The sequence below is a fragment of the Ruegeria sp. HKCCD7628 genome, from assembly GCF_057221005.1.
Genome location: NZ_JBWVBA010000008.1, coordinates 196,542 through 220,937, shown reverse-complemented (window position 1 = coordinate 220,937; position 24,396 = coordinate 196,542). Strand labels below are relative to the sequence as shown.

General features: G+C 53.3%; 20 protein-coding genes and 2 tRNA genes. 11 read left to right on the top strand and 11 right to left on the bottom strand.

All coding sequences use genetic code 11. The features are described from left to right. The coding region (locus AC2TAD_RS16780; protein ID WP_480869029.1) for a tyrosine-type recombinase/integrase at positions 1-255 on the top strand (255 nt) is incomplete at its 5' end. Between the two features lie 125 nt (positions 256-380). On the opposite strand, the gene AC2TAD_RS16775 is transcribed toward AC2TAD_RS16780, so the two are convergent. From AC2TAD_RS16775 to AC2TAD_RS16760, 4 genes are all read right to left on the bottom strand, one after another. Next, entirely contained in the window at positions 381-1,718 is a 1,338-nt protein-coding gene (locus AC2TAD_RS16775; protein ID WP_480869027.1) for a metal-dependent hydrolase family protein, read from the bottom strand. A 269-nt stretch (positions 1,719-1,987) separates the two neighbouring features. Then, on the bottom strand, positions 1,988-3,964 hold the full coding sequence (locus AC2TAD_RS16770; RefSeq protein WP_480869026.1) for a bifunctional 2',3'-cyclic-nucleotide 2'-phosphodiesterase/3'-nucleotidase: 1,977 nt from the start codon (positions 3,962-3,964) through the stop codon (positions 1,988-1,990). A 313-nt stretch (positions 3,965-4,277) separates the two neighbouring features. After that, on the bottom strand, positions 4,278-4,952 hold the full coding sequence (locus AC2TAD_RS16765) for a P-loop nucleotide/nucleoside kinase family protein (RefSeq protein WP_480869024.1): 675 nt from the start codon (positions 4,950-4,952) through the stop codon (positions 4,278-4,280). A gap of 16 nt (positions 4,953-4,968) precedes the next feature. After that, positions 4,969-5,868 (bottom strand): LysR family transcriptional regulator, encoded by a 900-nt coding sequence (locus AC2TAD_RS16760; RefSeq protein ID WP_353392617.1) that lies wholly within the window; start codon positions 5,866-5,868, stop codon positions 4,969-4,971. A gap of 96 nt (positions 5,869-5,964) precedes the next feature. Between AC2TAD_RS16760 and AC2TAD_RS16755 the strand changes: the two genes are divergently transcribed. Further along, positions 5,965-6,612, top strand: a complete 648-nt coding sequence (locus tag AC2TAD_RS16755) for a class I SAM-dependent methyltransferase (RefSeq protein ID WP_353392616.1) — start codon at positions 5,965-5,967, stop codon at positions 6,610-6,612. Positions 6,613-6,911: 299 nt separating this feature from the next. On the opposite strand, the gene AC2TAD_RS16750 is transcribed toward AC2TAD_RS16755, so the two are convergent. Continuing rightward, positions 6,912-7,328 (bottom strand): universal stress protein, encoded by a 417-nt coding sequence (locus AC2TAD_RS16750; RefSeq protein WP_480869022.1) that lies wholly within the window; start codon positions 7,326-7,328, stop codon positions 6,912-6,914. Between the two features lie 412 nt (positions 7,329-7,740). Continuing rightward, a tRNA-Thr gene (locus AC2TAD_RS16745) sits at positions 7,741-7,816 on the bottom strand. A 164-nt stretch (positions 7,817-7,980) separates the two neighbouring features. Between AC2TAD_RS16745 and AC2TAD_RS16740 the strand changes: the two genes are divergently transcribed. The 4 genes from AC2TAD_RS16740 to arsB are packed head-to-tail and all read left to right on the top strand — an operon-like array spanning position 7,981 to position 12,090. After that, positions 7,981-8,814 carry an arsenate reductase/protein-tyrosine-phosphatase family protein gene (locus tag AC2TAD_RS16740; RefSeq protein ID WP_170355706.1) on the top strand — a complete coding sequence of 278 codons (834 nt, stop codon included), beginning with the start codon at positions 7,981-7,983 and terminating at the stop codon, positions 8,812-8,814. Beyond that, positions 8,811-9,809 (top strand): ArsJ-associated glyceraldehyde-3-phosphate dehydrogenase, encoded by a 999-nt coding sequence (locus tag AC2TAD_RS16735; protein ID WP_480869020.1) that lies wholly within the window; start codon positions 8,811-8,813, stop codon positions 9,807-9,809. Before AC2TAD_RS16740 ends, AC2TAD_RS16735 begins: the two co-directional genes overlap by 4 nt. Further along, the gene (gene arsJ, locus AC2TAD_RS16730; protein WP_170755440.1) at positions 9,806-11,071 is read left to right on the top strand and encodes an organoarsenical effux MFS transporter ArsJ; all 1,266 of its coding nucleotides are present in this window, start codon (positions 9,806-9,808) and stop codon (positions 11,069-11,071) included. Before AC2TAD_RS16735 ends, arsJ begins: the two co-directional genes overlap by 4 nt. Further along, positions 11,068-12,090 (top strand): ACR3 family arsenite efflux transporter, encoded by a 1,023-nt coding sequence (gene arsB / locus AC2TAD_RS16725; protein WP_480869018.1) that lies wholly within the window; start codon positions 11,068-11,070, stop codon positions 12,088-12,090. The genes arsJ and arsB overlap by 4 nt, the downstream gene beginning before the upstream one ends. 2 nt (positions 12,091-12,092) lie before the next feature. Here arsB and glf read toward each other — a convergent pair whose 3' ends face one another. The 3 genes from glf to AC2TAD_RS16710 are packed head-to-tail and all read right to left on the bottom strand — an operon-like array spanning position 12,093 to position 14,911. After that, positions 12,093-13,250: a UDP-galactopyranose mutase gene (gene glf / locus AC2TAD_RS16720; protein WP_480869016.1), complete on the bottom strand. Its 1,158-nt coding sequence runs from the start codon at positions 13,248-13,250 to the stop codon at positions 12,093-12,095. Continuing rightward, positions 13,251-14,141, bottom strand: coding sequence for a hypothetical protein (locus AC2TAD_RS16715; RefSeq protein ID WP_480869014.1), 891 nt, complete (start codon positions 14,139-14,141; stop codon positions 13,251-13,253). It lies immediately after the preceding gene. Further along, complete coding sequence (locus tag AC2TAD_RS16710; RefSeq protein WP_170755443.1) at positions 14,138-14,911, bottom strand: glycosyltransferase family 25 protein; 774 nt, start codon at positions 14,909-14,911, stop codon at positions 14,138-14,140. Before AC2TAD_RS16710 ends, AC2TAD_RS16715 begins: the two co-directional genes overlap by 4 nt. Before the next feature lie 462 nt (positions 14,912-15,373). On the opposite strand from AC2TAD_RS16710, the gene AC2TAD_RS16705 reads away from it, so the two are divergent. From AC2TAD_RS16705 to AC2TAD_RS16690, 4 genes are all read left to right on the top strand, one after another. Then, positions 15,374-17,167 (top strand): ABC transporter ATP-binding protein, encoded by a 1,794-nt coding sequence (locus AC2TAD_RS16705; RefSeq protein ID WP_480869012.1) that lies wholly within the window; start codon positions 15,374-15,376, stop codon positions 17,165-17,167. Positions 17,168-17,391: 224 nt separating this feature from the next. Continuing rightward, a complete protein-coding gene (locus AC2TAD_RS16700) occupies positions 17,392-18,534 on the top strand; it encodes an FkbM family methyltransferase (protein WP_480869010.1) in 1,143 nt (380 codons plus the stop codon). Positions 18,535-18,583: 49 nt separating this feature from the next. Continuing rightward, positions 18,584-19,702 (top strand): glycosyltransferase family 2 protein, encoded by a 1,119-nt coding sequence (locus AC2TAD_RS16695; RefSeq protein WP_480869009.1) that lies wholly within the window; start codon positions 18,584-18,586, stop codon positions 19,700-19,702. Positions 19,703-20,224: 522 nt separating this feature from the next. Then, positions 20,225-20,767 (top strand): tyrosine-type recombinase/integrase, encoded by a 543-nt coding sequence (locus AC2TAD_RS16690; RefSeq protein WP_480869006.1) that lies wholly within the window; start codon positions 20,225-20,227, stop codon positions 20,765-20,767. Between the two features lie 607 nt (positions 20,768-21,374). Here AC2TAD_RS16690 and gntH read toward each other — a convergent pair. Further along, complete coding sequence (gene gntH / locus AC2TAD_RS16685) at positions 21,375-22,628, bottom strand: guanitoxin biosynthesis MBL fold metallo-hydrolase GntH (protein WP_480869005.1); 1,254 nt, start codon at positions 22,626-22,628, stop codon at positions 21,375-21,377. 547 nt (positions 22,629-23,175) lie between these two features. Further along, positions 23,176-23,252 (bottom strand) — tRNA-Arg (locus AC2TAD_RS16680). A 114-nt stretch (positions 23,253-23,366) separates the two neighbouring features. Between AC2TAD_RS16680 and AC2TAD_RS16675 the strand changes: the two genes are divergently transcribed. After that, positions 23,367-24,392, top strand: a complete 1,026-nt coding sequence (locus AC2TAD_RS16675; protein ID WP_480869004.1) for a LacI family DNA-binding transcriptional regulator — start codon at positions 23,367-23,369, stop codon at positions 24,390-24,392. Positions 24,393-24,396 lie beyond the last annotated feature (4 nt).

Below are 24,396 nucleotides of genomic sequence, written 5' to 3'. Positions count from 1 at the left end.
CACGAGCGGCTGCATATCTCGACCCGCCAGTATGCGCGGATCGTCCGCGATTGGGTCAAATCGATCGGTCTTGAGACGAGCGCATACGGTACGCATTCGATGAGGCGGACGAAGATGACCCAGATTTACAAGAAGACAGGCAATCTTCGCGCCGTTCAGCTCCTGTTGGGGCATACGAAGATGGACAGCACCGTCAGGTATCTCGGCGTCGAGCTGGAGGATGCGCTAGCAATCGCCGAAGACATTGAAATCTAGCAACTTCGGGTCGCCTTCGGGGGGGCGCCCAAAGCGACCATTTGCGTGAGCCGCAGCGAAAGGCTGCTTTGAGCCCAAAGCAGTCGTTACAAAATATGCTTTGAGCAAAGGACTTCATCTGGAACTCAGTCCAGCGTGTTCTTGTAGACTTTGCCGTCTTTCATGATCAGATCGAAATTCTCATGCGGGTCTGCGATCAGGTCGATATCTTGCAGCGGATTGCCGTCCACAAGGATTAAGTCGGCATAAGCGCCCTTTGCGATTACACCCAAATCACCTTGTTGATAGGGGTGGCGCGGGCCTGAGAGTTTGAGCAGTTCAGCATTGGTTGAAGTCGCCATTTTCAGCACCTCGTATGGCGTGTACCAGCGCTGCAATTTGGCAAGGAACGCGCCTTGACGTTCGGCCAGTTTGGGATCGAACAGGATATCGGTGCCAAAGGCGACTTTCACGCCAACTTCTTTCGCCGTTTTGTAGGTGAAATCTGTACCGTTGGTGACGTCGATCCATTTCTGCTGGCTAACAGGGTCGTCGAAAGAAAAGCCATCCTCGTCATCCAGCAGGGGCTGCACTGACAACCAAACTTCATTGTCGCGCATCAGTTCCATCGTTTCGCGGCTCATCAAGAAGCCATGCTCGATGGACTTAACGCCAGCGGCAACGGCAATTTCCACGGCCTCGTCCGTGAAGACATGAGAAGCAACATAGGTGTTGTAGGTGTCGGCCACCTCTACGAAAGCCTCGATTTCGGCCTTGGTATATTGGCGTACATCCAGAGGGTCATAAGTGGATGACACCCCGCCACCGGTGGAAATCTTAAGCTGGCTTGCGCCCATGCGCATGATTTCACGCGCGCGTTTGACCACTTCCGGAACACCATCAGCCTGCGCCATCAAACCAACGCTGTACCAGTACCATTGCGAATCCGCGCCGTTCGTCGGAACCGCTTGGTAGGGGCGATAGTCAAAGTGGCCGCCGGTTTGTGTCACGGGTGGGCCGGACGGCAGGATACGGGGGCCTTCGATCTCGCCTGCGTCAATCATCCGTTTTATGGCAAATGAATTGCCGCCAACGTCGCGCACCGTTGTAAAGCCGCGCATTAACGTGCCTTCGGACCCGATGGCACCCCGCACCGCGACTTCAAGAATATCGCCGGTCACAACCACACTCTGCGGATTGCAACAGTAAAGCGTGTGCCAGTGTACGTCGATCAGGCCCGGCATCAACGTGCGCCCGCCGCCGTCGATCACGATACCATTGGCGACGGCGAGGGGTTCTGAGGACACATCTGTGATCAGATTGTCGGTTACAACGACATTGGCATTTGTAATCATTTTCTCATTCACACCATCAAACACGTTGACGTTTGTGAACAGTATCGGCCCCCCATCCTGGGAGAGCGCTTGCGAACTGGCTATAGTGAGAAAAACCGACGAAACCGCGGCAAGTTTGGGAAAATGCATTCTAATTTCCTCAGAAAATTCTGTCGGAGAAACCATCCCAGCGGAAGCAAGCTTTTTCAAGGATTCCCTCACTTTTCTGCAAGGTCGGCTTTGTCCCGCAAAACGGTTGCTCATGCCGAGTGTAGCGAATGTCTGCTTCGAGCCCAAAGCAGACGTTCATTCTGACCACTGATAGCTTTTGAACATCGCAGGCGGGCGGTCAGCATAAGCCAGATGATAGCTGCTTTAGTTGACCCCCAGCTCCCCCAAAGTATGCAAATGAGATTGAACTAGAGCTTGATGCGGAAAGCCGCGAAACCGTCTGTGCCTTCTCCGGCCTCTTCGATTGAAACGCCTTTGACGTCGCCAATGTAGTCTCGGGCCTTTGGGCCGGTTTCGAAAAGAACGGTTGTGTTCTCAAGAGGCGCAAAGGACCAATTGGCGTCGGCTTTTGGGTTGATCGTTCCCTGTTCAACAATATAGCGCACAATGACGTCGCGATTGGTGTCTGGGGCCTCGAATACGATTGTATCACCCAGTGCGCCAGGGAACGAACCGCCGCCCGATGCACGATAATTGTTGGTGGCAATGATGAACTCCATGTCATCAGTGACCGGTTCACCTTGGAAGGACAAGTTCACAATTCGGGCTGCATCGGGATTCGCCACTTCGCCCTTTGGTCCAAAGCGCGGCGGTTTTGACAGGTCGATCTGATATGTCACACCATCCATTACATCGAAATTGTAAGACGGAAACTCAGGATTCAGTAGAACCGCGTCTTCTGAGCCTGACTCGATCGTGTTGAACATTCCGGCCGATCGCTCCAGCCAACCACGCAGCTGAACACCGTTCACTCGCACCGCGCGCACCGTATTTGGATAGAGATACAGATCAGCCACATTTTTTATGGCAACATCCCCAACCGGGACATCGGTGTAATAGTCGGGGCCTCCGCGACCACCCGCCTTGAACGGCGCCGCCGCTGACAGGATCGGCAAACCTTCATGCTCGGTGCCTTTTAGCATTTCTTCGACATACCATTTCTGCGCGATTGAAACGATCTGAACAGACGGATCATCAGCAACCAGCGCGAAATAGCTGTGCAATGGAGCGGATGTCTTGCCAACTGCTCGACGGACATAGGCGAGCGTTTCGTCGTGATCCTTCGCAACCGAGTCGAGAACCTTCTGATCGTCTCCGACCAAAGCGGTGATTGAGCGGTCTTCATTGCGTTGGGAAATCGCACGGGCCTCAGACGTAGTGGTAACCACACGCCACTCATTTCCTTCCCGTTCCAGCAGCAGATCCAGCAAACCAAGATGTGAACCCCAGAAGCCGCCCATGACAGCAGGTTTGCCCATAAGGGTGCCCTTTTCGACATCGATGCCGGGTCGGTCCGAAAATGTCGGCGAGGGGAAGACAAGGTGATTGTGGCCCGTGACCAACGCGTCGATCCCGTCAACACCCGCCAAAACGACTGATGCGTTTTCCATACCGTCGACATGATTGGCGTCGCCGATCCCAGAGTGTGAAAGGGCGATGACTAGGTCACAACCTTGTTCTTTCATCTCTGGCACGTATGCCCGCGCGGTTTCGACGATATCGCGGGTTTGAACATTGCCTTCCAGGTGCTTTCGATCCCAGTTCATGATCTGCGGCGGCGTAAATCCAATTACTCCAATTTTGATCGAGTGCTTAGCCCCATCGCCCATTTCGATTTCACGGTCGATGATTGCATAAGGCTTGATCAGCGTTTTGTCGTCACGCGGAGTTGCACCTTGTGCCTTTGAAACATTGGCCAAAACGACCGGGAACTCCGCACCCGCGAGTGATTTTTCCAGGAAATCCAGCCCGTAGTTGAATTCGTGATTGCCCAGAGTTGCGGCATCATAGCCAACGATGTTGAACGCGGTGATAATGGGGTGGGCGTCCCCTTCTTTCATGCCACGCTCATAGGCGATGTAGTCACCCATCGGGTTCCCTTGAAGAAAGTCACCATTGTCGACCAAGATCGAATTTGTCGCCTCAAAGCGAATTTCGTTGATGATTGAGGCCGTACGGGACAAGCCCACGGTGTCACGGGGTTTGTCAGCATAATAGTCATAAGGGAACACATGGACGTGGATGTCGGTTGTTTCCATAATGCGCAAATGCGCTTGGTTGTTGGCAGCCAGAACTGAAAAAGGATGCAAGGTGATCGCCGCTGCACCGGCTGTTGTTGCAAGAAACTGGCGACGCGAAATTGACGAGCGGCTGGAAAATGACATGGGTGACCTTTCGAATTGGCTGGCAACGAGAATTGTTGCCGCTTTTGCATAACGATCTTATGACAGTATTTCCTATCACATCTTGCAGACTTATTTCAGGGGTTTTGGACGAGCACCAAGCACCAACTCAGGGCAGTTGTTAAGTGATTGCGTCCGGTGAAACCAAGCTAGGAGTGTTTTGACAACGTATTTGCAAAATACTCAGTGCCATTTACCTTCGTCCGTGCTGCATTGACGGCGCTGAACTATTCTGAAGGTGGTCGCTGGAGCCAGTACTGGCCAGTGCGTTGCTCGAGCCCGCCAGTGACGTACGTTAACCAATAATCGGTGTAAACGACATTGCGGTTTTGCCTTCGCCTTGAGCCATGAAGGACACACACGCATGCACCTCTTGTTGCCGCGCGTACTCCGGACTTGAGACCCCGTGAAAGCTGTCTGTGAGCATTAGCCATCCGTCGATGCAGAGTAGGTGCTCGAAACATGTTTGGTGCCGCCGCCACTGACGGTGAGTTATGATGTTGAAACCTTCTTCGGGTAATGGTGGCACGAAATGCCGCGCAATACGGCGATATTGATCTTCTGTTGGTGCAAAGGCATGCGCGCCTTCTCTGTTGCGCTTATGCAGCCTGTGCAGACAAACTTCATCTGGCAAATCCAAAAAGTGAAGGTGGTGCTGCGCAGCCGTGTCTTTCAGCAAGTCGCGCATCCAAGCTCTATTTTCAATTGTGTTCGCTGGAAAATCGAGAACCACTGAAACGCCAGCCTTCAGCAAAGAAGCCACGTGACGCCCCATGACCGGTCGCAGTTTCCAAGCGCAATTCACGTAGTCCTGCAGGGACTTCATCTGGTCGCCAAACAGGGTGCTAAGCCATTCATCTTCTGAAATGAGCACGACTGCGTCTCTTTCCGCTAGTTCCGCTGCCAGAGTAGATTTTCCAGAAGCGACTTTGCCGCATAGCAAGTGAAGCGTTGGAATAGCCTGTGACATAGAACGAACTCCCGGATTACCTGATGGTCCCTGCGCTAAGTTGGTCCGCCAGTTGATCAAATACCAACCTGATCCTTCGTGCGGTATGTAACTCGGAGTGTGTCGCCAGCCAAATCGGGAACTTAAACGGCTCGCGGTCGGGGAGCACGCGCTCCACACCAGGTGTTAAGGCAGCCACATCATCCGACATTACACTTATGCCAAAACCTTGGCGCACCAGTTGCCAGGATACAATCCCGCTTTGTGAGCCAATCCTGAAGCTTTTTCGGGTTACTTTAATGCCCGCCGGATCGAGAAAACCGATCATCGTGTCGATGTCCCCAAACCCGACAAAGTCCAATTTCGCAAGTTCGTTTTCATTTTTTGGCCGTCCCACCTGATCAAGGTACGAAGGTGCTGCGTAAAAATGGGCCGTGGCCTCGGCGACGAGCTTTGCTGTCAGATCCGGCTGAGTTGGACGCACATGTCGGATGGCGATATCAGCCTCACGTCGCTGTATGTCTCGTATGTCATTTGCAGCAACGATGTCGATCTCTAGTCGCGGTGCCGCAAGTCGGATCTTTTTCAGTATAGGTGGCAGCTGATAGGCAGACATCACATCGGACGCAGTAATCCTGACTTGCCCTTCAACAGCTTGCGACTGGCTTGTCGCAGTAAGAGAAATCCTGTTCGCCACATCCGCCATTTCTCTGACATGCAACAAAAGCTCGGCGCCAGCAGTCGTCAAATTGAGCGACTTGCCGACTCTTTCAAACAGAGTGATGCCAAGGGCCGTTTCCAGCGCAGCAACTTGACGGCCAACAGTGGGTTGAGTTTGCTCAAGAACGCGTGCCGCTGCGGAAAACGAGCCTTCTTCGGCTGTCGCAAGAAAGGACCGCACCTGGTTCCAGTCGAAATTGATTGCATTCCAGTTCATGCATTTATGCATAACACTTCTGCAAATTGCGGCAATTCCATAAATGATTGTTTGGAAGTAAAGGATACGGCGACAACCTTTTTTAAGAGTAATGAAATGACTGCTTTGTCCAAGGATGCCGCGTTCTGGAGCAATATCTCGCAAAAGTATGCGGCAGACCCAATCCGCAACATGGAAGGGTATCTGAAAACACTCGAGCTCACTAAGTCGTACCTGAAAGCGGAGGACAACGTACTGGAAATCGGGTGCGGGACGGGTTCAACCGCGCTGCTGCTTGCACCGCATGTCGCCCATGTCACTGCCACGGATCTCGCTCCGGGCATGATCAAGATTGCCGATGAGAAGCGTGCTAAAGAAGGATTGGAGAACGTCACTTTCAAGGTGGCTGAAGTTCTTGAGCACGGTTTAGATGAAGGTTCTTACGATGCGATCTTGGCGCATAATTTGCTTCATCTTCTGCCTGATTTGGACCAAGCGCTCGAGCACATTTCGGCGCTTACAAAACCCGGTGGGCTTTTCATATCCAAAACCGTCTGCGCACCTGAGAGCGGTGGTTTCAAGTATGCGATGATCAGTCGGATCGCCATCCCAATCATGCAGGCTCTTGGGAAAGCCCCGTTTGTGCATTTTGTGTCTGGATCAGTGCTTGAAAGGAAAATCGCGTCCGCAGGCTTCGACGTGCTTTATACTTCTGATCAAGCCTCAATGCTTCAGAGCCGCTATATTGTCGCGCAAAAATCTTGAAGTTTTAGTTCGTTTAGCTGCATCCGTCGAAACGATCTTTGCGTAAACTTGCACGATACTTTCATACTGGAAGGAACGGAGTTACCTCGGCCTGCTTGTACCTTAAGAGTGTTGTTGCGAAAGGCCGTTTTATCCGCAAAGCGGACATTGACGATGCAATCCGTTGATGGCTGCTTTCACCGAAAAGCGGTCATTCGTGCAAAGCGCAGCGAGCGACTGCGTTGAGCCCGCTGCTGACGTGAAATCGACCCAAGCGTTCGGTTTTTTCAGACCACGGACTTTGCTCGATACGGCCAGGTTTAGCTGCGGACCAAGAAGACCGATGCGTCGGCGTGAGAAGCAACTCGTCCACCATTAGATGGCCAGATATAGTCCGCGACACCCGGTTTGTGCGTCGCCATCACTACAAGATCCGCGCCGGTCTCTTTCACGGCCTTGAGCAGAACGTCGTCGATGTCGGTCGTGGGATCATGGGCAATCATCATCTTGTGAGACACGGCATGCCCATATTGGTTTGCCTGTCCCTCCGTGAAATCAACCAACTTTTTCTCATATTCGGCCGGCGTGTGACCCAATGTGGTGGGAGCTGACATGGTCGCCCCGACGTAGCAGACTTTCGAATTGTGAATGCGTGCCAGGTCAGCGGCACAAGACAGGGCCAGCCCAAGGCTCTCTTCATGCTCCAAATCGACCGGAACCATTATGAGTCCAAACATTTCTTCCTCCCAAACAATTCTCCCCGTGCAGAAAGCAATTGGCCAACCCGCCAAGTTTGAAAACGGGTGCCGCATGTCGGGATCTGCTGATTCGGTGTTCGAACTTAGCAATGCATCGCGTTCGCAGATTTGATGTAACTCAAGAAGCTCCATCGGCGCGAAACCCGGCCGAACTGAATGCTGGCTTGTCCGCTAAGCGTACGCTCAGTCAGGTTTGGCGACGGTCCGCTCCTGAGCCAAAGCGGACGTGCTAAATAGTATGGTCATTCTTACAGTGGGAAGTGGGCGATGGGCATGGAATTGAAACCAGCCCAGGATCATCAGGCATCAACAAAAATTCGGGGGACAATTCAGGGGATGAATATCAAGCTGATCATTAAAATTTTAAAAATTAATACATTACAATGATATTTGGTGCCTCAAGAGGGACTCGAACCCCCGACCTTGTCCTTACGAAGGACCTGCTCTACCAGCTGAGCTATTGAGGCAGCGGGGGACCGTTTAAACCGTCTCGCCCTGACGTTCAAGACTTGTTCGGCAAGGCTTTTAGCCGTGCTTACAGCGCCCAAAACCCCGGTCTGTTTTGTAAAATTTTTACGACACTGCTGATCGCCGGTTGCCGTTTTTCTATTACTTCGATATTTCATGAAATATGATAAATGAGACAACCGACAAACTGGCCACCCTGGGTCACCCGCAACGCTTGATGGTGTTTCGCATGCTCATGCGACGATATCCTGACACTGTTCCAGCGGGTGAGCTTGCATCCGAGCTGGATATCAAACCCAGCACCCTGTCGAATTACCTGAACGCGCTGCAACGCGCGGGGCTGGTGCGGCAGGAACGGTCAGGGACGTCGCTGCTCTATTCGATCGAGATGACGAATGTGCAGCACATGCTGGACTTCTTGCTGAACGATTGCTGCAGGGGCCGGCCCGATATCTGTATGCCGTTTTCACAAGGACCCGAGACTATGCCGGATCGCAAATACAACGTTTTGTTTTTATGCGTGGGCAATTCCGCCCGTTCGATCTTTGCCGAATCCATTCTGCGCACGTTGGGAGAGGATCGCTTCAACGTCTACTCGGCCGGAACGCAGCCCACATCGCAGCTCAACCCATTTGCCGTTCAGGTACTTAGCGACAAAGGGCACGACACCTCAGTGCTGCGGTCCAAGCATATGTCCGAATTTGCAGCCGATGGCGCGCCCGAGATGGATTTTGTCTTCACCGTCTGCAATCAGGCCGCCAATGAGGAGTGTCCCGCTTGGGAAGGCCAGCCAATCAGCGGTCATTGGGGCATGGTCGACCCGGTCAAAGCCACAGGCACGGACGCCGAGAAAAGCCTGGCCTTCCAGAACGCCTATGGCGCGCTGAAACGACGGATCGAGGCGTTTACGTCATTGCCGGTCGAAAGCCTGGACCGGATCGCTTTGCAAACCGCCGTCGATGATATCGGCAGAACCCCCGTTGAGGATATGAAATGACCACTTACGCGGTAAACGGCCTTGGCCGGATGGGCAAACTGGCCCTGAAACCTCTGATCGAGAAGGGCGCCAAGATCGCTTGGATCAATGATGGCGTCGGCGACCTCGAGATGCACGCGCACCTGCTGGAATTCGACACGGTCCATGGCCGCTGGGATGCGGAGTTTACCCATGATGCCGACAGCGTAACGATCGATGGCACGCGCCTGCCGTTCGTTGGCACCAAAGACCTGTCCGACCTGCCTCTGGACGGCGTGGATGTGGTTATCGACTGCACTGGCGTGTTCAAGACCGAGGCTAAGCTGGCACCGTATTTCGAGGCGGGGGTGAAGAAGGTTGTCGTCTCGGCCCCGGTCAAGGACGGCCCCACGGCCAATATCGTGATGGGCGTGAATGAAGGCACTTATGACCCCGCGGCCCATCACATCGTGACCGCGGCGTCTTGCACCACCAATTGTCTGGCCCCGGTGGTTAAGGTCATTCATGAGAATCTGGGTATCCGTCATGGCTCGATGACCACGATCCACGATGTGACCAACACGCAAACCATCGTGGACCGCGCCGCCAAAGACCTGCGGCGTGCGCGGTCGGCATTGAACTCGCTGATCCCGACCACGACTGGCTCGGCCACGGCGATCACGCTGATTTACCCCGAATTGAAAGGCCGCCTGAACGGCCACGCGGTGCGGGTGCCCCTGCTGAACGCCTCGCTGACCGATTGCGTGTTCGAGGTGGAACGTGAAACCACCGTCGAAGAGGTCAACGCCTTCTTCAAAGCCGCCGCCGAGGGTGAGCTGAAAGGTATTCTGGGCTATGAGACCCGGCCATTGGTTTCGACGGATTACACCAATGACGAACGATCTTCGATTGTCGATGCGCCTTCGACCATGGTGGTGAACGGGACGCAGTTAAAGATCTATGCGTGGTATGACAACGAAATGGGCTATGCGCACCGTCTGGTGGATGTGGCGCTGATGGTGGGGAACGCGCTGTGAGCGACCGGCCCGAGGGACTGTCGGCCTATATCGCGGTCACGGCGGCCTATTGGGCCTTTATGCTGACCGACGGAGCCCTGCGGATGTTGGTGCTGTTGCACTTTCATACCATAGGGTTCTCGCCGGTTCAGTTGGCTTATCTGTTTGTTCTGTATGAAGTCGCCGGGATGGTGACCAATCTGTCAGCGGGTTGGATCGCTGCGCGGTTCGGGCTGACCTCGACGCTTTATGCCGGTCTGGGGATACAGATTGCAGCATTGCTGACAATGACGTTTCTGGACCCGCATTGGAGCGTCGCCACCTCGGTCGCCTTCGTGATGGCTGTACAGGGTGCCAGCGGCGTGGCCAAGGATCTGGCCAAAATGTCTTCGAAATCCGCCGTCAAACTACTGGCCCCCACGACAGGCGGAGGGTTGTTTCGCTGGGTTGCTATTCTCACCGGATCCAAAAACGCGGTCAAAGGGGTGGGCTTTTTGCTTGGCGCGATCATGCTGGTCACAATGGGCTTTATGACAGCGATCTTTGTCATGGCCGCTGTTCTGGCCGTGATCCTGTTCGCCGTCATTCGCTTTATGCCGCCCGGCCTACCCAAAGGACGCAAAGGAGCCAAGTTCTCCGAGGTCTTCTCAAAATCGCCCAACGTGAACTGGCTATCGGCGGCGCGGGTTTTTCTGTTTGGCGCACGCGATGTGTGGTTTGTGGTCGGCATACCGATATACTTTTACGCCGTCCTGTCGGATGGCACGGAAGAAGGCAACCGCGCGGCCTTTTTCATGATCGGTACGTTCATGGCCGTCTGGGTCATACTGTACGGCGCGGTCCAAGCCAGCGCGCCAAAAATCCTGCGGGCCGCGGACCGTACCGAGGGCGACTTGATAAAAGCCGCCCGCACCTGGGCTGCTGTCCTGTTCTGCATTCCTGCGACGCTGACGGTAGCGGTACTGATCTCGGACGGGCCGCAAACATGGCTGACCGTGACACTGGTTTTGGGTCTTTTGGTTTTTGGAGCGATCTTTGCAGTGAACTCGTCCCTGCATTCCTACTTGATTCTGGCCTTCACCAAATCCGAGCGGGTCACCATGGACGTCGGCTTTTATTATATGGCCAATGCCACAGGACGCCTTGTGGGCACCGTTCTGTCCGGCCTTACCTACCAAGTCGGAGGCTTGCCTTTGGTCCTGGGCACAGCCGCGGCAATGGTCGCGCTTGCCGCGTTGACATCGGGCAAGCTGACCGACCAAACCCACGAGGCACATGCATGAGCGTTTTTGAAAGATACCTGACCATCTGGGTTGCGCTGGCGATGATCGGCGGCGTCTTGATCGGACTCGCCGCGCCCGGGCTGGTGGGCCTGGTCGCCTCGGCCGAGGTGGCAAGCGTCAATCTGGTCGTCGCGGTGCTGATTTGGGCCATGGTCTACCCAATGATGGTCGGAGTCGACTTCGGAGCCGTAGCCGGCGTTGCCCGCCAACCCAAGGGACTGATCGTGACCCTCGTGGTGAACTGGTTGATCAAACCCTTCACCATGGCCGTGTTGGCTGTACTGTTTTTTGACTACGTTTTCGCCCCGTGGATACGCTCCGAGGACGCCGCACAATACACCGCCGGTCTGATCCTGCTGGGTGCAGCGCCCTGTACGGCGATGGTGTTTGTCTGGTCGCAACTGACCAAAGGGGACGCGACCTATACGCTGGTGCAGGTCTCGGTCAACGACCTGATCATGGTGGTGGCGTTTGCCCCTATTGTGGCGTTTCTGTTGGGTGTCACTGATATCGCGGTTCCCTGGCAAACACTGGTTCTGGCGACGGTGCTCTATGTTGTTTTGCCCTTGATCGCAGGGTTGATCACACGACGCAGACTAGGCTCTAAACAAGCGATTGAGGCGTTCTCGGCCCGCGTTAAGCCGTGGTCCATCCTGGGGTTGATTGCCACAGTCGTCATCCTGTTCGGCCTGCAAGGACAGACGATCCTGGCCAAGCCGCTTGTGATTGTCCTGATTGCAGTACCGATCCTGATCCAGAGCTATGGCATATTCGCCCTGGCCTATGGCGCAGCTTACGCGCTGAAGGTTCCGCATCGTATAGCCGCCCCGTGCGCCATGATCGGCACATCCAATTTCTTCGAACTGGCAGTCGCCGTCGCCATCAGCCTGTTTGGCCTGAATTCAGGGGCGGCGCTTGCGACCGTTGTTGGCGTTTTAGTCGAGGTCCCAGTGATGCTGTCGCTTGTTGCCTTCGCGAACAGAACCCGCTCCCGGTTCCCCGAACTTACACCGTCCTGAACTCAGAGAACCGTCACAAAGAACGGCTTTAGTTTCTCTCCTGCCGCAATCGCGGACAACGCCGATTTGGCTGTATCCAGAGACTCGCGGATAGTGACGTCCATATCCAGATAGCGATAGGTGCCGAGGCGACCGACAAACGTGACATTTTCCGCCTTGTTGGCCAGCTCGACATAATCACCCAGCAGCGCCTTTTCCTTGACCTGACGGATAGGATAATAGGGGATGTCGTCCGGTTCGGCCGCACGCGAGAATTCGCGGTAACACACGGAACCGTCATGCGTTTCCCACGGCGCGAAATGCTTGTGCTCGGTAATACGGGTATATGGGACCTCTTCCTCGCCGTAGTTCATGACAGCACACCCCTGGTAGTCACCATCATACGTGAAGCGTTCGAAATCCAGCGTACGATACCCCAGCCGGCCCAGCTCATAGTCGAAATACCCGTCCAGCGGCCCCGAATAGAAAACGTGGTCAAAATCATCGCCCATACTGCGGTCGAATGTCGTGCCCAGCTTCACAGTGATCGAGGGATGATCCAGAATACCCGCAATCATATCGGTGTATCCGTTTTCCGGCATGCCCTGGAACTTGTGGAAAAAGTAGTTGTCGTCGTAGTTGAAGCGAACAGGCAAGCGTTTCAGGATCGATGCGGGCAGTTCGGACGGGTGACAGCCCCACTGCTTGATGGTGTAGCCCTTGAAGAACGCCTCATAGAGGTCCTGGCCAACAAACCGCATCGCCTGTTCTTCAAAGCTCTGAGGGTCGGTGATCGAAGTGTCCGCCTGTTCTTCGGTAATGAACTTATGTGCTTCGTCCGGGCGCATCGTCTTGCCAAAGAACTGGTTGATCGTATGCAGGTTCACCGGCAGCGAAAACACCTGACCCTTCGAGGTCGTCTTGACCCGGTTCTTGTAGGGCAGGAAATTGGCGTAGCTGTTGACGTAGTTCCACACTTCTTCGTCGTCAGTGTGAAAGATGTGCGGGCCGTAGACGTGTACCATCACGCCTGTATCCGCATCGCGCTCGGTGTGGCAGTTGCCCCCTATGTGGTCGCGACTGTCGATGATTGTGATTTCATGCCCTTGTTCGGCAAGTTCACGTCCAATCACCGCGCCAGAAAGCCCGGCCCCTACCATCAGAAATCGACCTTTGTTCATCTATTTACCTTCGTGCTTCGGTGAAATCGTGCTCATGTCGAGCGGCTTGATCAACTGTCGCCTAGCGATTTTGAGTATGCCTGACCGTGCCTCGGCCTTGCTGCGAAAGGCGTTCAACACGGACATCCAGCCACGGCACATCCACCAACCCAACTTCAACCGCCCCGAGATGGGTTGTCCGCCCTGCAAGATACCCGCAAACACGATCGGAACCGTACGTCGTGACAAATCGAACATCTCTTTCAGAACGGCCTCTTCTTCTTCTGAACTGAGATTACCAGAAGCCGCCATAGCCGCCTTCAGGTTTTTCCCGACGGGGCGGGTGTGATGCATTGCGATCTCGTCCAGAATGGCTGTCCTGAATGCACCGGCCTCGGCCCAACGACACCAGATATAGTCCAGCCCGTAGCCGCTCATGGTGCTCTGAAACAGGGGCAGAGCCTTCTGCAGCACATCGCGGTGCATACAAGGGGCCATAATCTCGATGTAGTTTGTGTATCTCAGAACAAAGCCCGGGCACTGGCTGAATACGAAATGCGAAAAATAGCTTTCTGAACTCAACGATGGCTGAGCAATGCGAAGACCATAATGCCGCATCGACGCGAACATGGCATTGACGTCCTGCGCACTGATGTCCAGATCGTCATCAGGCAACCAGAAATAGTCGTAACCCTCAAGGTTCCGGTCAATAAGTGTTTGGTACAAACCGTCCCACTTGCCGCCTTTCAGCAAGATAGCTTCAACCCCGTCCTCTGCGACAAAGCTGTGATAGGCTTCGTCGGAAAAGAAACTGACGATCAGGTCATAGTCGCGATCTTCATAGGGGATTTCGCACCAACGGTGGTGCAATGACTTGCTGCCCGCGCGGACAACGACGAGGCTTTTCTTCATACGTGGCTTCGGACCTTATTCCCGGCGCGCAACAATGGGCCTAACCCTTCGATTCTGTCAGGATTCAAAGGGTGGCTTAGCCTGCCGTGAGTATATTTGGCCTGATAAACGAGGTTGCGCGCGAACCTGAGCAGAGGCGATCCCGGTTTCATTTCTTTACGGCCATGGTCGATCGAACTACCGAGTGCTTCGCGCTCAGAGATCATCGGAGCGGCCAGCGTAAGTATCGGTACCCGGTGTTCCCAGTAGAACTTCAGATCGATATCAACAGGCCGGGCAATCGGAGCATCAATTTCAAGCAGCTGAGCCGCGGCTCTGCGACCGATGATATACCCCGTTGTTCGAGGTGGCAGGCGATCTGATAGGACCAGATCTTGGTCCGCAAATTCCTTAAGGACTTGCACGTTCTTCCCCGGAACTCCGTCCAGTTTTATCATCACGCTTTCGAAGCACTCAGAACAATCGTGCATCGCATCCAGAAACGATCTAGGATCTTTCACAAATGTCGCGTCATCTTCGAGCACCAGCCAAACAGGGTCACCAGAATCTACCAGTTTTTGCCAGATCTGACGGTGGCCCAGCGTGCAGGCAACTTCGTTCAAGCTGAGCGGGCGCTTGAATTTTGTACGATTTTCATTCGTGTCGTAAATCTGATGCAGATTTGGCGTATCGAGCTTATGTCCGGGGATAGCATCTGAAAACTCAAACGTGACGCCAAACTTCGCAAGCTCCGCTTCGCAGAAGCGTCTACGTTGAACCTCTTTCGGCAAACTGAGAACAACAGCTCTTATAGACACGGTTCTTTTCCACTCAAATGCGCGGCATTGTTAGTGGCCGCAAGCTGTAACAACAACTACTTAAAGTAGCAGATTCGGCAGAAGGATCAGAACAGCCAGCCTCTGGCAAATATCCGCCTACCACAGCACTCTTTACGCGAATTGTGAGCAACGCGCCTCAATACCGGTTTGTGCTTACTAACACATAACTGTATCACAATATTAACACTTTTAAACTGATCCCGATCAAAGCGTGTTCTATTTGCGCAACATCACGCCCAAATTGGACGTTTTCCGCCATTCACTTGCCGATCAGCCAAACCATTACTATGTGGCGACGGCTTTCTCAACACACCTACCCTCTATCAAGTTGTCACGCCTCACAGTCCGCCCTTTTGACAGGACAGAATATAGGTTATCTGAGCGAGCGCATGGTTTTACGATCTGGAGAACGCAATGATTAAGCGTGCCTGGGACAATTGGCGAGCTGGCTATATGGGTCGCCTCATCAGCGAAAGCTTCTTCGCACAGGGCGGATTGTACGCTGTAGCTATAGTCGCGATGATCGCGGTCGCCGCTACGACTGCCGGGTCGGCCTACATGATGGAATACATCGTGGATGCCATGACAAACCCTGAAATGCGCAGCTGGGTGCATTTAATCGCATTGGGCGTCATCGCGCTATTTCTAACGAAAGCCGTTGCCTCCTATATCCAATCCATTTTCCTGGCCCGAGCCGGCAACAGGATCGTCGCCACTCAACAGGACCGCGTCTATCGCAAACTCCTTCGGCACGGAGTCTCTTTCTTTGCGGCACATGAATCTTCGGATTTGTTGATGCGCACGACTCACGGCGCTCAGGCGGCCAGGAAGCTGATCGACGTAATAGTTACCGGCTTTGTACGCGACGCACTTACTCTCGTCGGTTTGGTCATTGTTATGGTGTATCAACAACCCGTTCTGTCGATCATGTTCTTCGTTGTCGGCCCGGTGGCACTTTTTGGGGTGCGGTACCTTCTTAAAAGTGTTCGTGCGATCATGCAGGCGGAATTCAAATCGCTGGCCGAGATCATACGCGTCCTTCAGGAAACGTCCACCGGCATCAAGGTAATCAAGGTATTCGCTCTTGAGGATCGAATGATCACGCGGATGGACACAGCAATTCGCAGTGTAGAGCAACGAGCCAACGATATCGCAAGGCTGCAGTCTATCGCCAGCCCACTGATGGAGTTCTTGGCCGGTCTTGCTGTCGCAGGTGTTCTGGTGGTCAGCACAATGGGGATTGCCGGCAGCGAAACGCCTACGGCCGGGCAGCTGATGTCATTCATTACGGCTTTGTTGATGGCATACGAACCCGCCAAACGCCTATCCAAGATGCGCGTCCAGATTGAAACTTGCATGGTGGGCGTCGGTCTGTTGTTCGGATTGCTAGACCAAGAAGATACAATGAAGGAAAGCCCGAACGCTCATGACCTTTTGGATGGTCCTGGAGAGATTTCCTTGCGGAATGTAACTTTTGGCTACAGCGGTGCCATGCCGGTGATCGAAGATATGAACATCAATTTCGAGGCCAAAAAGACAACAGCATTGGTCGGGCAATCCGGGGGTGGGAAGTCAACAATGTTCGGCCTGATCATGCGGTTCTATGATCCCGAAGATGGCAGCATTGAAATAGACGGCCAGGACTTACGCCATGTCAGTTATGCTTCGCTGCGACGCAAGATATCGTATGTAGGTCAGGATACTTTCCTGTTTTCCGCAACGGTAATGGAAAATCTGCGATGTTCGTCACCCGAGGCGACCGATGAAGAGGTGATTGCTGCAGCCAAAGCCGCCCATGCACACGGGTTTATTGCCGAATTGCCTGACGGGTATGATACGCAGGTTGGGGAAAACGGGACCTTCTTGTCCGGAGGTCAAAAGCAGCGTATCGCGATTGCTCGCGCAATACTGCGCAAAGCCGAGATTCTGCTTTTGGATGAAGCAACAAGCGCACTGGATGCAGAATCCGAGTCATTGGTTAAAGCCGCTTTGGATTCGCTGACCGAAGACGTGACCGTTATTGTGATCGCACACCGGCTCTCTACGATTCTTGAGGCGGACAAAATCATGGTTATTCAGGATGGAGCGGTGATCGAACAAGGAAGTCTTGAACAGTTGATGGAAAAGAACGGCAGCTTCCGCAGCCTATTCGATCAACAATTCAAAACGCACGAAACAGAAAAACAAAAAAGCGAAGTAGAATCTTGAAAAACACGAGCTTCCACACGAGAGAAGGCTTTTGACGGTGCCCGCAAATATCCAGTGGACCGACGGACTGTACTGCAATACCCACAATACCAAACGCTGTGTGGCGGATACATAGAAGAACATTTCGAAGTCAGGATTCTGGTATAAATAGCGCTTTTTCAGGTTGGAGAGAACTGTGGCTAGAAAGTTGAGAAATCCAACTCAACACCACTTTCTCGCTTTCCATGAAGAACGACGGTACGTTCATTACTTTTCAGCGAAAAAACGAAACTGCCGCCGCCACGATAAGAGTTGAGAACGACAAGCTTTCTGTTTCGCAGCAACAAGACGGCGGGAACTGGGTGAAATTGATCAATTCGATCAAGTTCAAAAGCAAAGACAGTACTACGATCCAATTGCAACGCACCCCAGAGGGCCTCAAGCTATCGGGTGACGATATCACCGATTCAGTTGAGATTCCTGTCGATTTGTCCAAGGTTGGTAAAGTCTGCGGATCCGGAGAAATTTGGAATTTCAGTTTCGAAGAAGCCACGTCAAAGCTGGTCACAACAGCTTTGCAGCGTGTCGTTCGCGAAGTCGCTGAATTTCCCGAAAGCCATCTCACACAGCGTCAGGATGATCTGATCTACGATTTTGGGATGCATTCGGGAAGCGATACTGAATTCTATCTTGCTAAGGGGTTTCGTGTGGTCGCAATCGAAGCCAACCCCCAGATCGCCGAACGCAACGCAACCCGGTTTGCAGAGGAAATCAACGACGGGCGCCTCGTCTTGTTAAACTTGGGCGTTGCTGAAGAAAACGGATTGTTGCTTTTTCACGTGTCGTTGGTGAACTCGGAACAGAGTTCATTCGACAAAGACATGGCCTTGCGGTTGGGGCCAGTCGAATCATGTGAGATCAAAACGGTGAATCCAGCACATATCTGGCCAAGTTTCGGTGTGCCCTATTACGCCAAGATCGACATCGAAGGATTCGACGGCGCTGTGATCGACTCGATCGGCGACCTGGTGGAAAAACCAACATATGTCAGCTTTGAATCCAGGTTTGACGACTGGCCAGATCGCGTAGCTACATTGTCCCGAGCTGGCTATAGCAGCTTTAAGGTAGTCGATCAGATGAAAGTCTCCGGCAGCTCCGCGCTTGAGCCCGCGCGCGAGGGCAAGACTGTGAAGTACACATTTCTTGGCCCGTCGAGCGGACCATTCGGAAAAGAAACTCCTGGCAAATGGGTTTCTAAAAAAAGTATTCAGCGTGAAATCGACAATCTAAGAGCCCAGAATCCAGAAAACACCGGTTGGATAGATATTCATGCCAAAATAGGAATGTATACTCGGAATAAATCTCGCCTCCGTGGATTGCTGCCATAGTATTCCCGTATTCCACAAACAGAATCCAGCTTACAAGAAAAGTGTCCACATGGAATTCTCGATCACTGACTGCTCGGACAAGAAAATCAGCGGAATTAGTGCCGCTGACCGAAACCAATTCAAAATAGACGTTCTCAACCACAAGTCCGGTCCGAGCCCCGAACTTAGTGTCATTATTCCCTCGTATAACTGTGCGGCCACTTTGCCAGAAACGCTGCGTTCAGTTTTTGCTGCCGCAGGAAAACTGACAATCGAAGTGATTGTCGTCAATGACGGCAGCTCAGATGAAACCGCAGATATCGCAGGCGCAATACTTTCCGAATGCAACACAATTTGGATGGTTCTGAGTCGCCCAAACGGAGGCCTGTCCGCCGCTAGAAACACAGGCCGCGAAGTAGCGACTGCTCCCTACATCGCCTATCTTGACGGCGACGATCTGATGGCCCCCAGAGCCTACGAACGAATGGTTCGCTATGCGGAAAAATTTGATTGTGCTCAGGTCTTTTCCCGCTCGGTTGTGTTTTCCGACACAACTTTGGCTGTTCGTCCCTTTTACGACAGCGAAATCTGGGACAGCATTCTGGGCGGTCTGCAGCATAGACAGTTTTGCCCGCTGATTGAACCAAGAGTATTCCGCACAAAACCAAAGACATGCGCGCGGATCTGGAAACGTGCGTATGTCGAGGAACATGATCTTACTTTCCCAGAAGGACGTCTGTTCGAAGACGTTGGAATCCACTCGGTAGCACTGGCAATTGGCGGGCGCGTAGGGATCATCAACGAAATCGGGCTGCTTTATCGCGAAGGACGCTCAGGGGCGATTACGCAAAGCAAAAGCGAAGGGCGGCTTGACGTCCTGAGCAACGTCTCGGACGCTCTGGATTATCCTGCGATCCTAGACCTGAACGATGAGTGCGGTCGCAACCTGCTTGCCGGTTACATGCGCATCATAAATTGGTGTCGGCAGTCTATTGCGGTTCAACTGCGCCACAAGTTTTTGGCTGCCCAACCCAGCCTTCACAGAAAGTTTCCCAAGAAATGGGTCCGGAAACTGGCGTTGTCCGACAAGGAAACTGCGCGGTTGATCGCAAAGCCTACCCGGAGGACGGCAGCTAACCATGCCTCGCCTCGCCACCTCTTCCATGCCGACCAAGCGCCAAATCGATGATGCCTATAAAACTTCACTCGAATTGTGCCCTGGTGCGCGCATCAAGGGCGTTGGGCCTGATGGCGTAACCTTCGACTATCCTGACCATGATGGGGCAAGCCAAGAATGGGAAGGCAAACCCTTCTAGGGTGACGCATAATGAAAAAGATCCCTTACCTTCGCTCAAAACAGCGCCGGGGACGGTGGTTCCACACCTACCGCAGAAACGGTGTAGAGCGATCATTAGGTGTTCACGGCCTGCATCCTAGCGACCATAAGGTGTTGGCCGCATGGGCTGCTGAACACGCGCGCTGGCAGGACGTGCCACCAGGCACTGAATTGCCCAACGCAGGCACATTTGCGTGGGCTCTGAACCTCTACACGTCAGGTAACACCGAATGGGCGGGTTATGCCGAAGGCACCCGCAAATCACGCACGGCCATCTTTTCGCGATATCGCAAATCTCAGGGTGTGCGGCCAGTCAAGACAATTACGTCAGAAGCGATTGAGCGCGCCCTATGCGCCAAGGGCGGACATGGGGCAGTGAACGAATATGAGGTTCTAAAAAATGTTTTTGAGCACTTGCGGCGCCTCGGTTTCATTCGCAAAAATCCTATGAAAGGGATCGAGCTCGACAAGCCAAAGATCAAAGGATTCGCTGTTGCCGAATCTGAAGACATCAAAGCACTCCAGGATCGCTGGGCAGTCGGAACCCGCGAACGCCTGATCTTTGACCTTGCGCTCTACATCGGCGCTGCCCGTGCAGATTTGGCCAAGCTGGGGCGAAAGAACATCAAAGGTGACCTGCTGATCTATGAGCGCCAAAAAAGCGGCGTCAAAGCCCGGGTGCCGTTAACCCCAGAGTTGCGCGCTGTGATCGACCGCACCCCAGAAATTGCTACTGCCTTCATCCTGACCGAGAAGGGCAAGCCCTTTAAGGCCGAAAGCCTGGGCAACAAATTCGGCGATGCGGCGCGCTCGGCTGGCATGGACGCCCGACTGCATGGGCTGCGAAAGGCGTTCAGCGTCTATTGGTCAGAAAAGGAAGCGACGACGCATCAAATCGCAGCAATGGCGGTCATATGAGCCTTTCCGAAGTCGAACGATACACTCGCGCGGCGGATCGGGAGAGTATGGCGAAATTACTGATGGGGGTTGTCTAAAATGGGACACGCCCACCCAAGAACGGGACACATCCGCACAACCAATTGTAAAATATGAGAAAAAATCGTGCAGTTCAGTGAATGGCGACCCCGGCTGGATTCGAACCTGCAACCTGCCCCTTAGGAGGGGAACAGGTCAGCTTGATTTAGTTATCTTTTTCAAATTCTTAATGGAAACCAGCTGTGCTGTTGTGCGGGTTTTGTGCAAATTTTCTATTGTTTTGGGCATTTGAATTCGCCATTTGCACCCGCTTGTTCGCCACTTGTTTAATCCAGAAACTGTTATTTGAAAGCTCGTCAGCTCGACGTGTGGAGCGATAAGGTCTTGTGCAACGCACGTTCGTTCGTGCGCAGATTTGCGCCTATTGCGTACGATGGCGAACCCCAAGGTTTTTTCAGCTTGAGAACTCCATCGCTCAATTCGTTACCAAAGTTGCCTGACCGCTAGCGCATTTGTCCTAGCTGCCGTCGACGCGAAGAGAACAGTATGCGGCCTAAGTCGAAACTGGCCAAAAGCCGCAATTGTCACATTACTTGAATGGGAGACTAGTGTAAGCGCCTACTTCGTTGTTCCCCGAACGCGCGTTGAAAGCTTCGATCATTTCATTCGTCGCTTCCGCAGCGCCTAGGTCCATACTCTCAAGATCGAATTCCGAGAAAGGAAACTCAGCAGCGGAATCTGGCGGTTGCTTGGCCATTTGAACGGGTGCTGGAAAAGACTCTTCATTCGGTACGCCCTGGCGCGTGCGAATTTCGTCTTTCGTCACGTTCCATGTCATGAAGTCGGCAGCCAGGTCCAAGGGACCATCGTAGGTTTCCCGAATTGCCGAATAGACAGCCAGTGCGATGTCATGATCGTTTTGGAAATGATAGCAAACCGCCAACCGCGGTTCCGTCTCGGACATTATCTTCCCGAATGCCTGCGCGGAAGTGTGCCCCTGTGAGCCCACGAAAATGGCCTCCGAAGGTGCAAATCCGTATTTCTCAATCATGAACTCAGGCGGCGTGAAGCATTCGTGAATGGCAAGATCAGCCCCAGCAGCGTGTTCGCGCCACCAACGAGTCGGAAGCGTATCGGAAGAAAAAGCAAACTTAAGGCCATTCCATTCGAGCACGAAACTCACGGCCTGTTCACCATGAATTGCCGGAAGTGTTCTAACCTGAACCCCGTTTTCGTCAAAAATAACGTTGTTCACTGCTTTCCAGTCGAATTCGTTGACCTCAAGTTGGAGCCCTCTTGGGTCGACGGCTGCACCCCGTGTCGCTTCTTCCCACGCCCACATCCGCTTCATGTGATTTGCCCATGATTTGGTTCCCCATTCAGGTTTAATCCCCTCGGGTCCCCAAAGACGTACAGGCGTAAGGCGATTGTTCACAGGGCCAGTAAAGTAAAAGGCAGGAAAATCGCCGGCATGATCGAGGTGCAGATGGCCCAGGAAAACCTTGTCGAGCTGATCCAATGGAATTCCAAGCGCCATGATCCGTTCGTAAGATCCCTCACCCATATCAAATATGAATTTTTCACCATTCCCTAGCTCAACTAGGAAACACGCAGCAGCTTGTTTTAGACGTGGTTGGGGCATGCCGGTTCCGCACGCGATAACTCGCATTTCGTCTGGACCAAGTGCTTCAGTGCCAGGATAATAAACAGTTTGGTTGGGGAAAGGTTCGGTCCTGGACCATTCGGTTGGGGCTTGGTTTTCCGCAATCCCGGTGTTTGCGAATGCAACAAATACACCAAAACTGAGCGCTATTGCACGCATGAAAGGTTTTAAAAAAGCCATCGACAATCTCCCCCCAAAAGAACCTGGCAAAAATACACCTGCTAAGATTCGTCATTCTGAAGGATCGCAATAATTGAATGTAGCTGGCAAGTCTTGTTACAAAAAGCCCGTTTCGCTGAGAAACCGAAAGCTAAACGGCAATCACTTTCTAAGTTCAATCAATCAATCAATCAATCAATTTGAGTGAGCTATGAATTCAGGCCTCAGGAAGCTAAAGCGTTCGATTTCTTGGGTGCCGTTTAGGACAGTTAGAGTCCTTACCCTGATCGCTCCACCGTGCATAACTCAATTATTTTGGGCACTATTGGAAATCTTTGGTTGGAGACAAAGCGGGAGACTGGCTGGTAAATCCGAAACATTTACAATCTTCACAGTCGCCCGAACAAAATCGCGTTTTCTGTGCAAGTTTTGTGCAAGTTTTTGATCTTAGTTGAAATTTCAATCGTGCATCGCCAAGTATAATGGGTATCGCGCTAAGTCCTGACGCATTGCACAAACCGCTTCTACTTCGTGATTTACAAAATTTACTAATTATTTCTGAAACTTATGGCGACCCCGGCAGGATTCGAACCTGCAACCTGCCCCTTAGGAGGGGGCTGCTCTATCCAGTTGAGCCACGGGGCCGCGCAAGGCTCTCTGTACCCCGGATTTTTCAGGTTGTCATGACCTTTGATGGGCAGTTGTAAAATGCGTCCTGTTCACGCTACCATCCCTTAAAACAACGACGCAGGTGCCATCGTGACAACAGAAACCAAACGCCCGCTCACTCTTCGGGATGTCTCTGAGGCCTCGGGGGTGTCCGAGATGACGGTCAGCCGCGTCCTGCGCAACCGGGGTGACGTGTCGGACGCCACCCGCACCCGCGTTTTGGCCGCAGCAAAAGAACTGGGATATGTGCCCAACAAGATCGCTGGCGCGCTGGCCTCAAGCCGGGTGAATCTGGTCACGGTGATCATCCCTTCACTTTCGAACATGGTTTTCCCCGAGGTGCTGACCGGCATCAACCAAGTATTGGAAGATACCGAATTGCAGCCCGTGGTCGGCGTTACCGACTACCTTCCCGAGAAAGAGGAAAAGGTACTGTACGAGATGCTCTCGTGGCGGCCATCAGGTGTGATCATCGCGGGGCTGGAACATACCGAGGCCGCGCGTGCCATGCTGGACTCCTCGGGGATTCCAGTGGTCGAGATCATGGATACCGATGGCAAACCCGTGGATGCAATGGTTGGCATTTCGCACCGCCGCGCCGGACGCGAGATGGCGCAGGCAATCCTGAAGGCGGGGTACGAGCATATCGGGTTTATGGGCACCAAGATGCCGCTGGATCACCGCGCCCGCAAACGGTTCGAAGGCTTCACCGAAGTGCTGGGCAAACACGGGGTCGAAATTGAAGACCGCGAGTTCTATTCCGGCGGGTCAGCCCTGGCCAAGGGGCGTGAGATGACGCAGGCCATGCTGGAACGCTCTCCGGATCTGGATTTTCTGTATTATTCCAATGATATGATTGGTGCCGGAGGGCTGCTGTACCTGCTGGAGCAAGGTATAGACGTGCCCGGACAGATTGGTCTTGCCGGGTTCAACAACGTTGAACTGTTGCAGGGCCTACCGCGCAAGCTGGCCACGATGGATGCCTGTCGTCTTGAGATCGGGCGCAAAGCCGCCGAGATCATAGCCGCCCAACTGGCCGATCCCGAGGCTGAATTAGAGTCTCGCGTTACCCTGACGCCGAAAATCAGCTATGGTGACACGCTGAAACGGCGCTGACGCC

Excerpts from the sequence above, each read along its gene's own strand:
- AC2TAD_RS16775 (WP_480869027.1), bottom strand. The coding sequence starts at position 1,718 with ATGCATTTTCCCAAACTTGCCGCGGTTTCGTCGGTTTTTCTCACTATA.
- AC2TAD_RS16770 (WP_480869026.1), bottom strand. The coding sequence starts at position 3,964 with ATGTCATTTTCCAGCCGCTCGTCAATTTCGCGTCGCCAGTTTCTTGCA.
- AC2TAD_RS16765 (WP_480869024.1), bottom strand. The coding sequence starts at position 4,952 with ATGTCACAGGCTATTCCAACGCTTCACTTGCTATGCGGCAAAGTCGCT.
- AC2TAD_RS16760 (WP_353392617.1), bottom strand. The coding sequence starts at position 5,868 with ATGAACTGGAATGCAATCAATTTCGACTGGAACCAGGTGCGGTCCTTT.
- AC2TAD_RS16755 (WP_353392616.1), top strand. The coding sequence starts at position 5,965 with ATGACTGCTTTGTCCAAGGATGCCGCGTTCTGGAGCAATATCTCGCAA.
- AC2TAD_RS16750 (WP_480869022.1), bottom strand. The coding sequence starts at position 7,328 with ATGTTTGGACTCATAATGGTTCCGGTCGATTTGGAGCATGAAGAGAGC.
- AC2TAD_RS16740 (WP_170355706.1), top strand. The coding sequence starts at position 7,981 with ATGATAAATGAGACAACCGACAAACTGGCCACCCTGGGTCACCCGCAA.
- AC2TAD_RS16735 (WP_480869020.1), top strand. The coding sequence starts at position 8,811 with ATGACCACTTACGCGGTAAACGGCCTTGGCCGGATGGGCAAACTGGCC.
- arsB (WP_480869018.1), top strand. The coding sequence starts at position 11,068 with ATGAGCGTTTTTGAAAGATACCTGACCATCTGGGTTGCGCTGGCGATG.
- glf (WP_480869016.1), bottom strand. The coding sequence starts at position 13,250 with ATGAACAAAGGTCGATTTCTGATGGTAGGGGCCGGGCTTTCTGGCGCG.
- AC2TAD_RS16715 (WP_480869014.1), bottom strand. The coding sequence starts at position 14,141 with ATGAAGAAAAGCCTCGTCGTTGTCCGCGCGGGCAGCAAGTCATTGCAC.
- AC2TAD_RS16705 (WP_480869012.1), top strand. The coding sequence starts at position 15,374 with ATGATTAAGCGTGCCTGGGACAATTGGCGAGCTGGCTATATGGGTCGC.
- AC2TAD_RS16700 (WP_480869010.1), top strand. The coding sequence starts at position 17,392 with ATGAAGAACGACGGTACGTTCATTACTTTTCAGCGAAAAAACGAAACT.
- AC2TAD_RS16695 (WP_480869009.1), top strand. The coding sequence starts at position 18,584 with ATGGAATTCTCGATCACTGACTGCTCGGACAAGAAAATCAGCGGAATT.
- gntH (WP_480869005.1), bottom strand. The coding sequence starts at position 22,628 with ATGGCTTTTTTAAAACCTTTCATGCGTGCAATAGCGCTCAGTTTTGGT.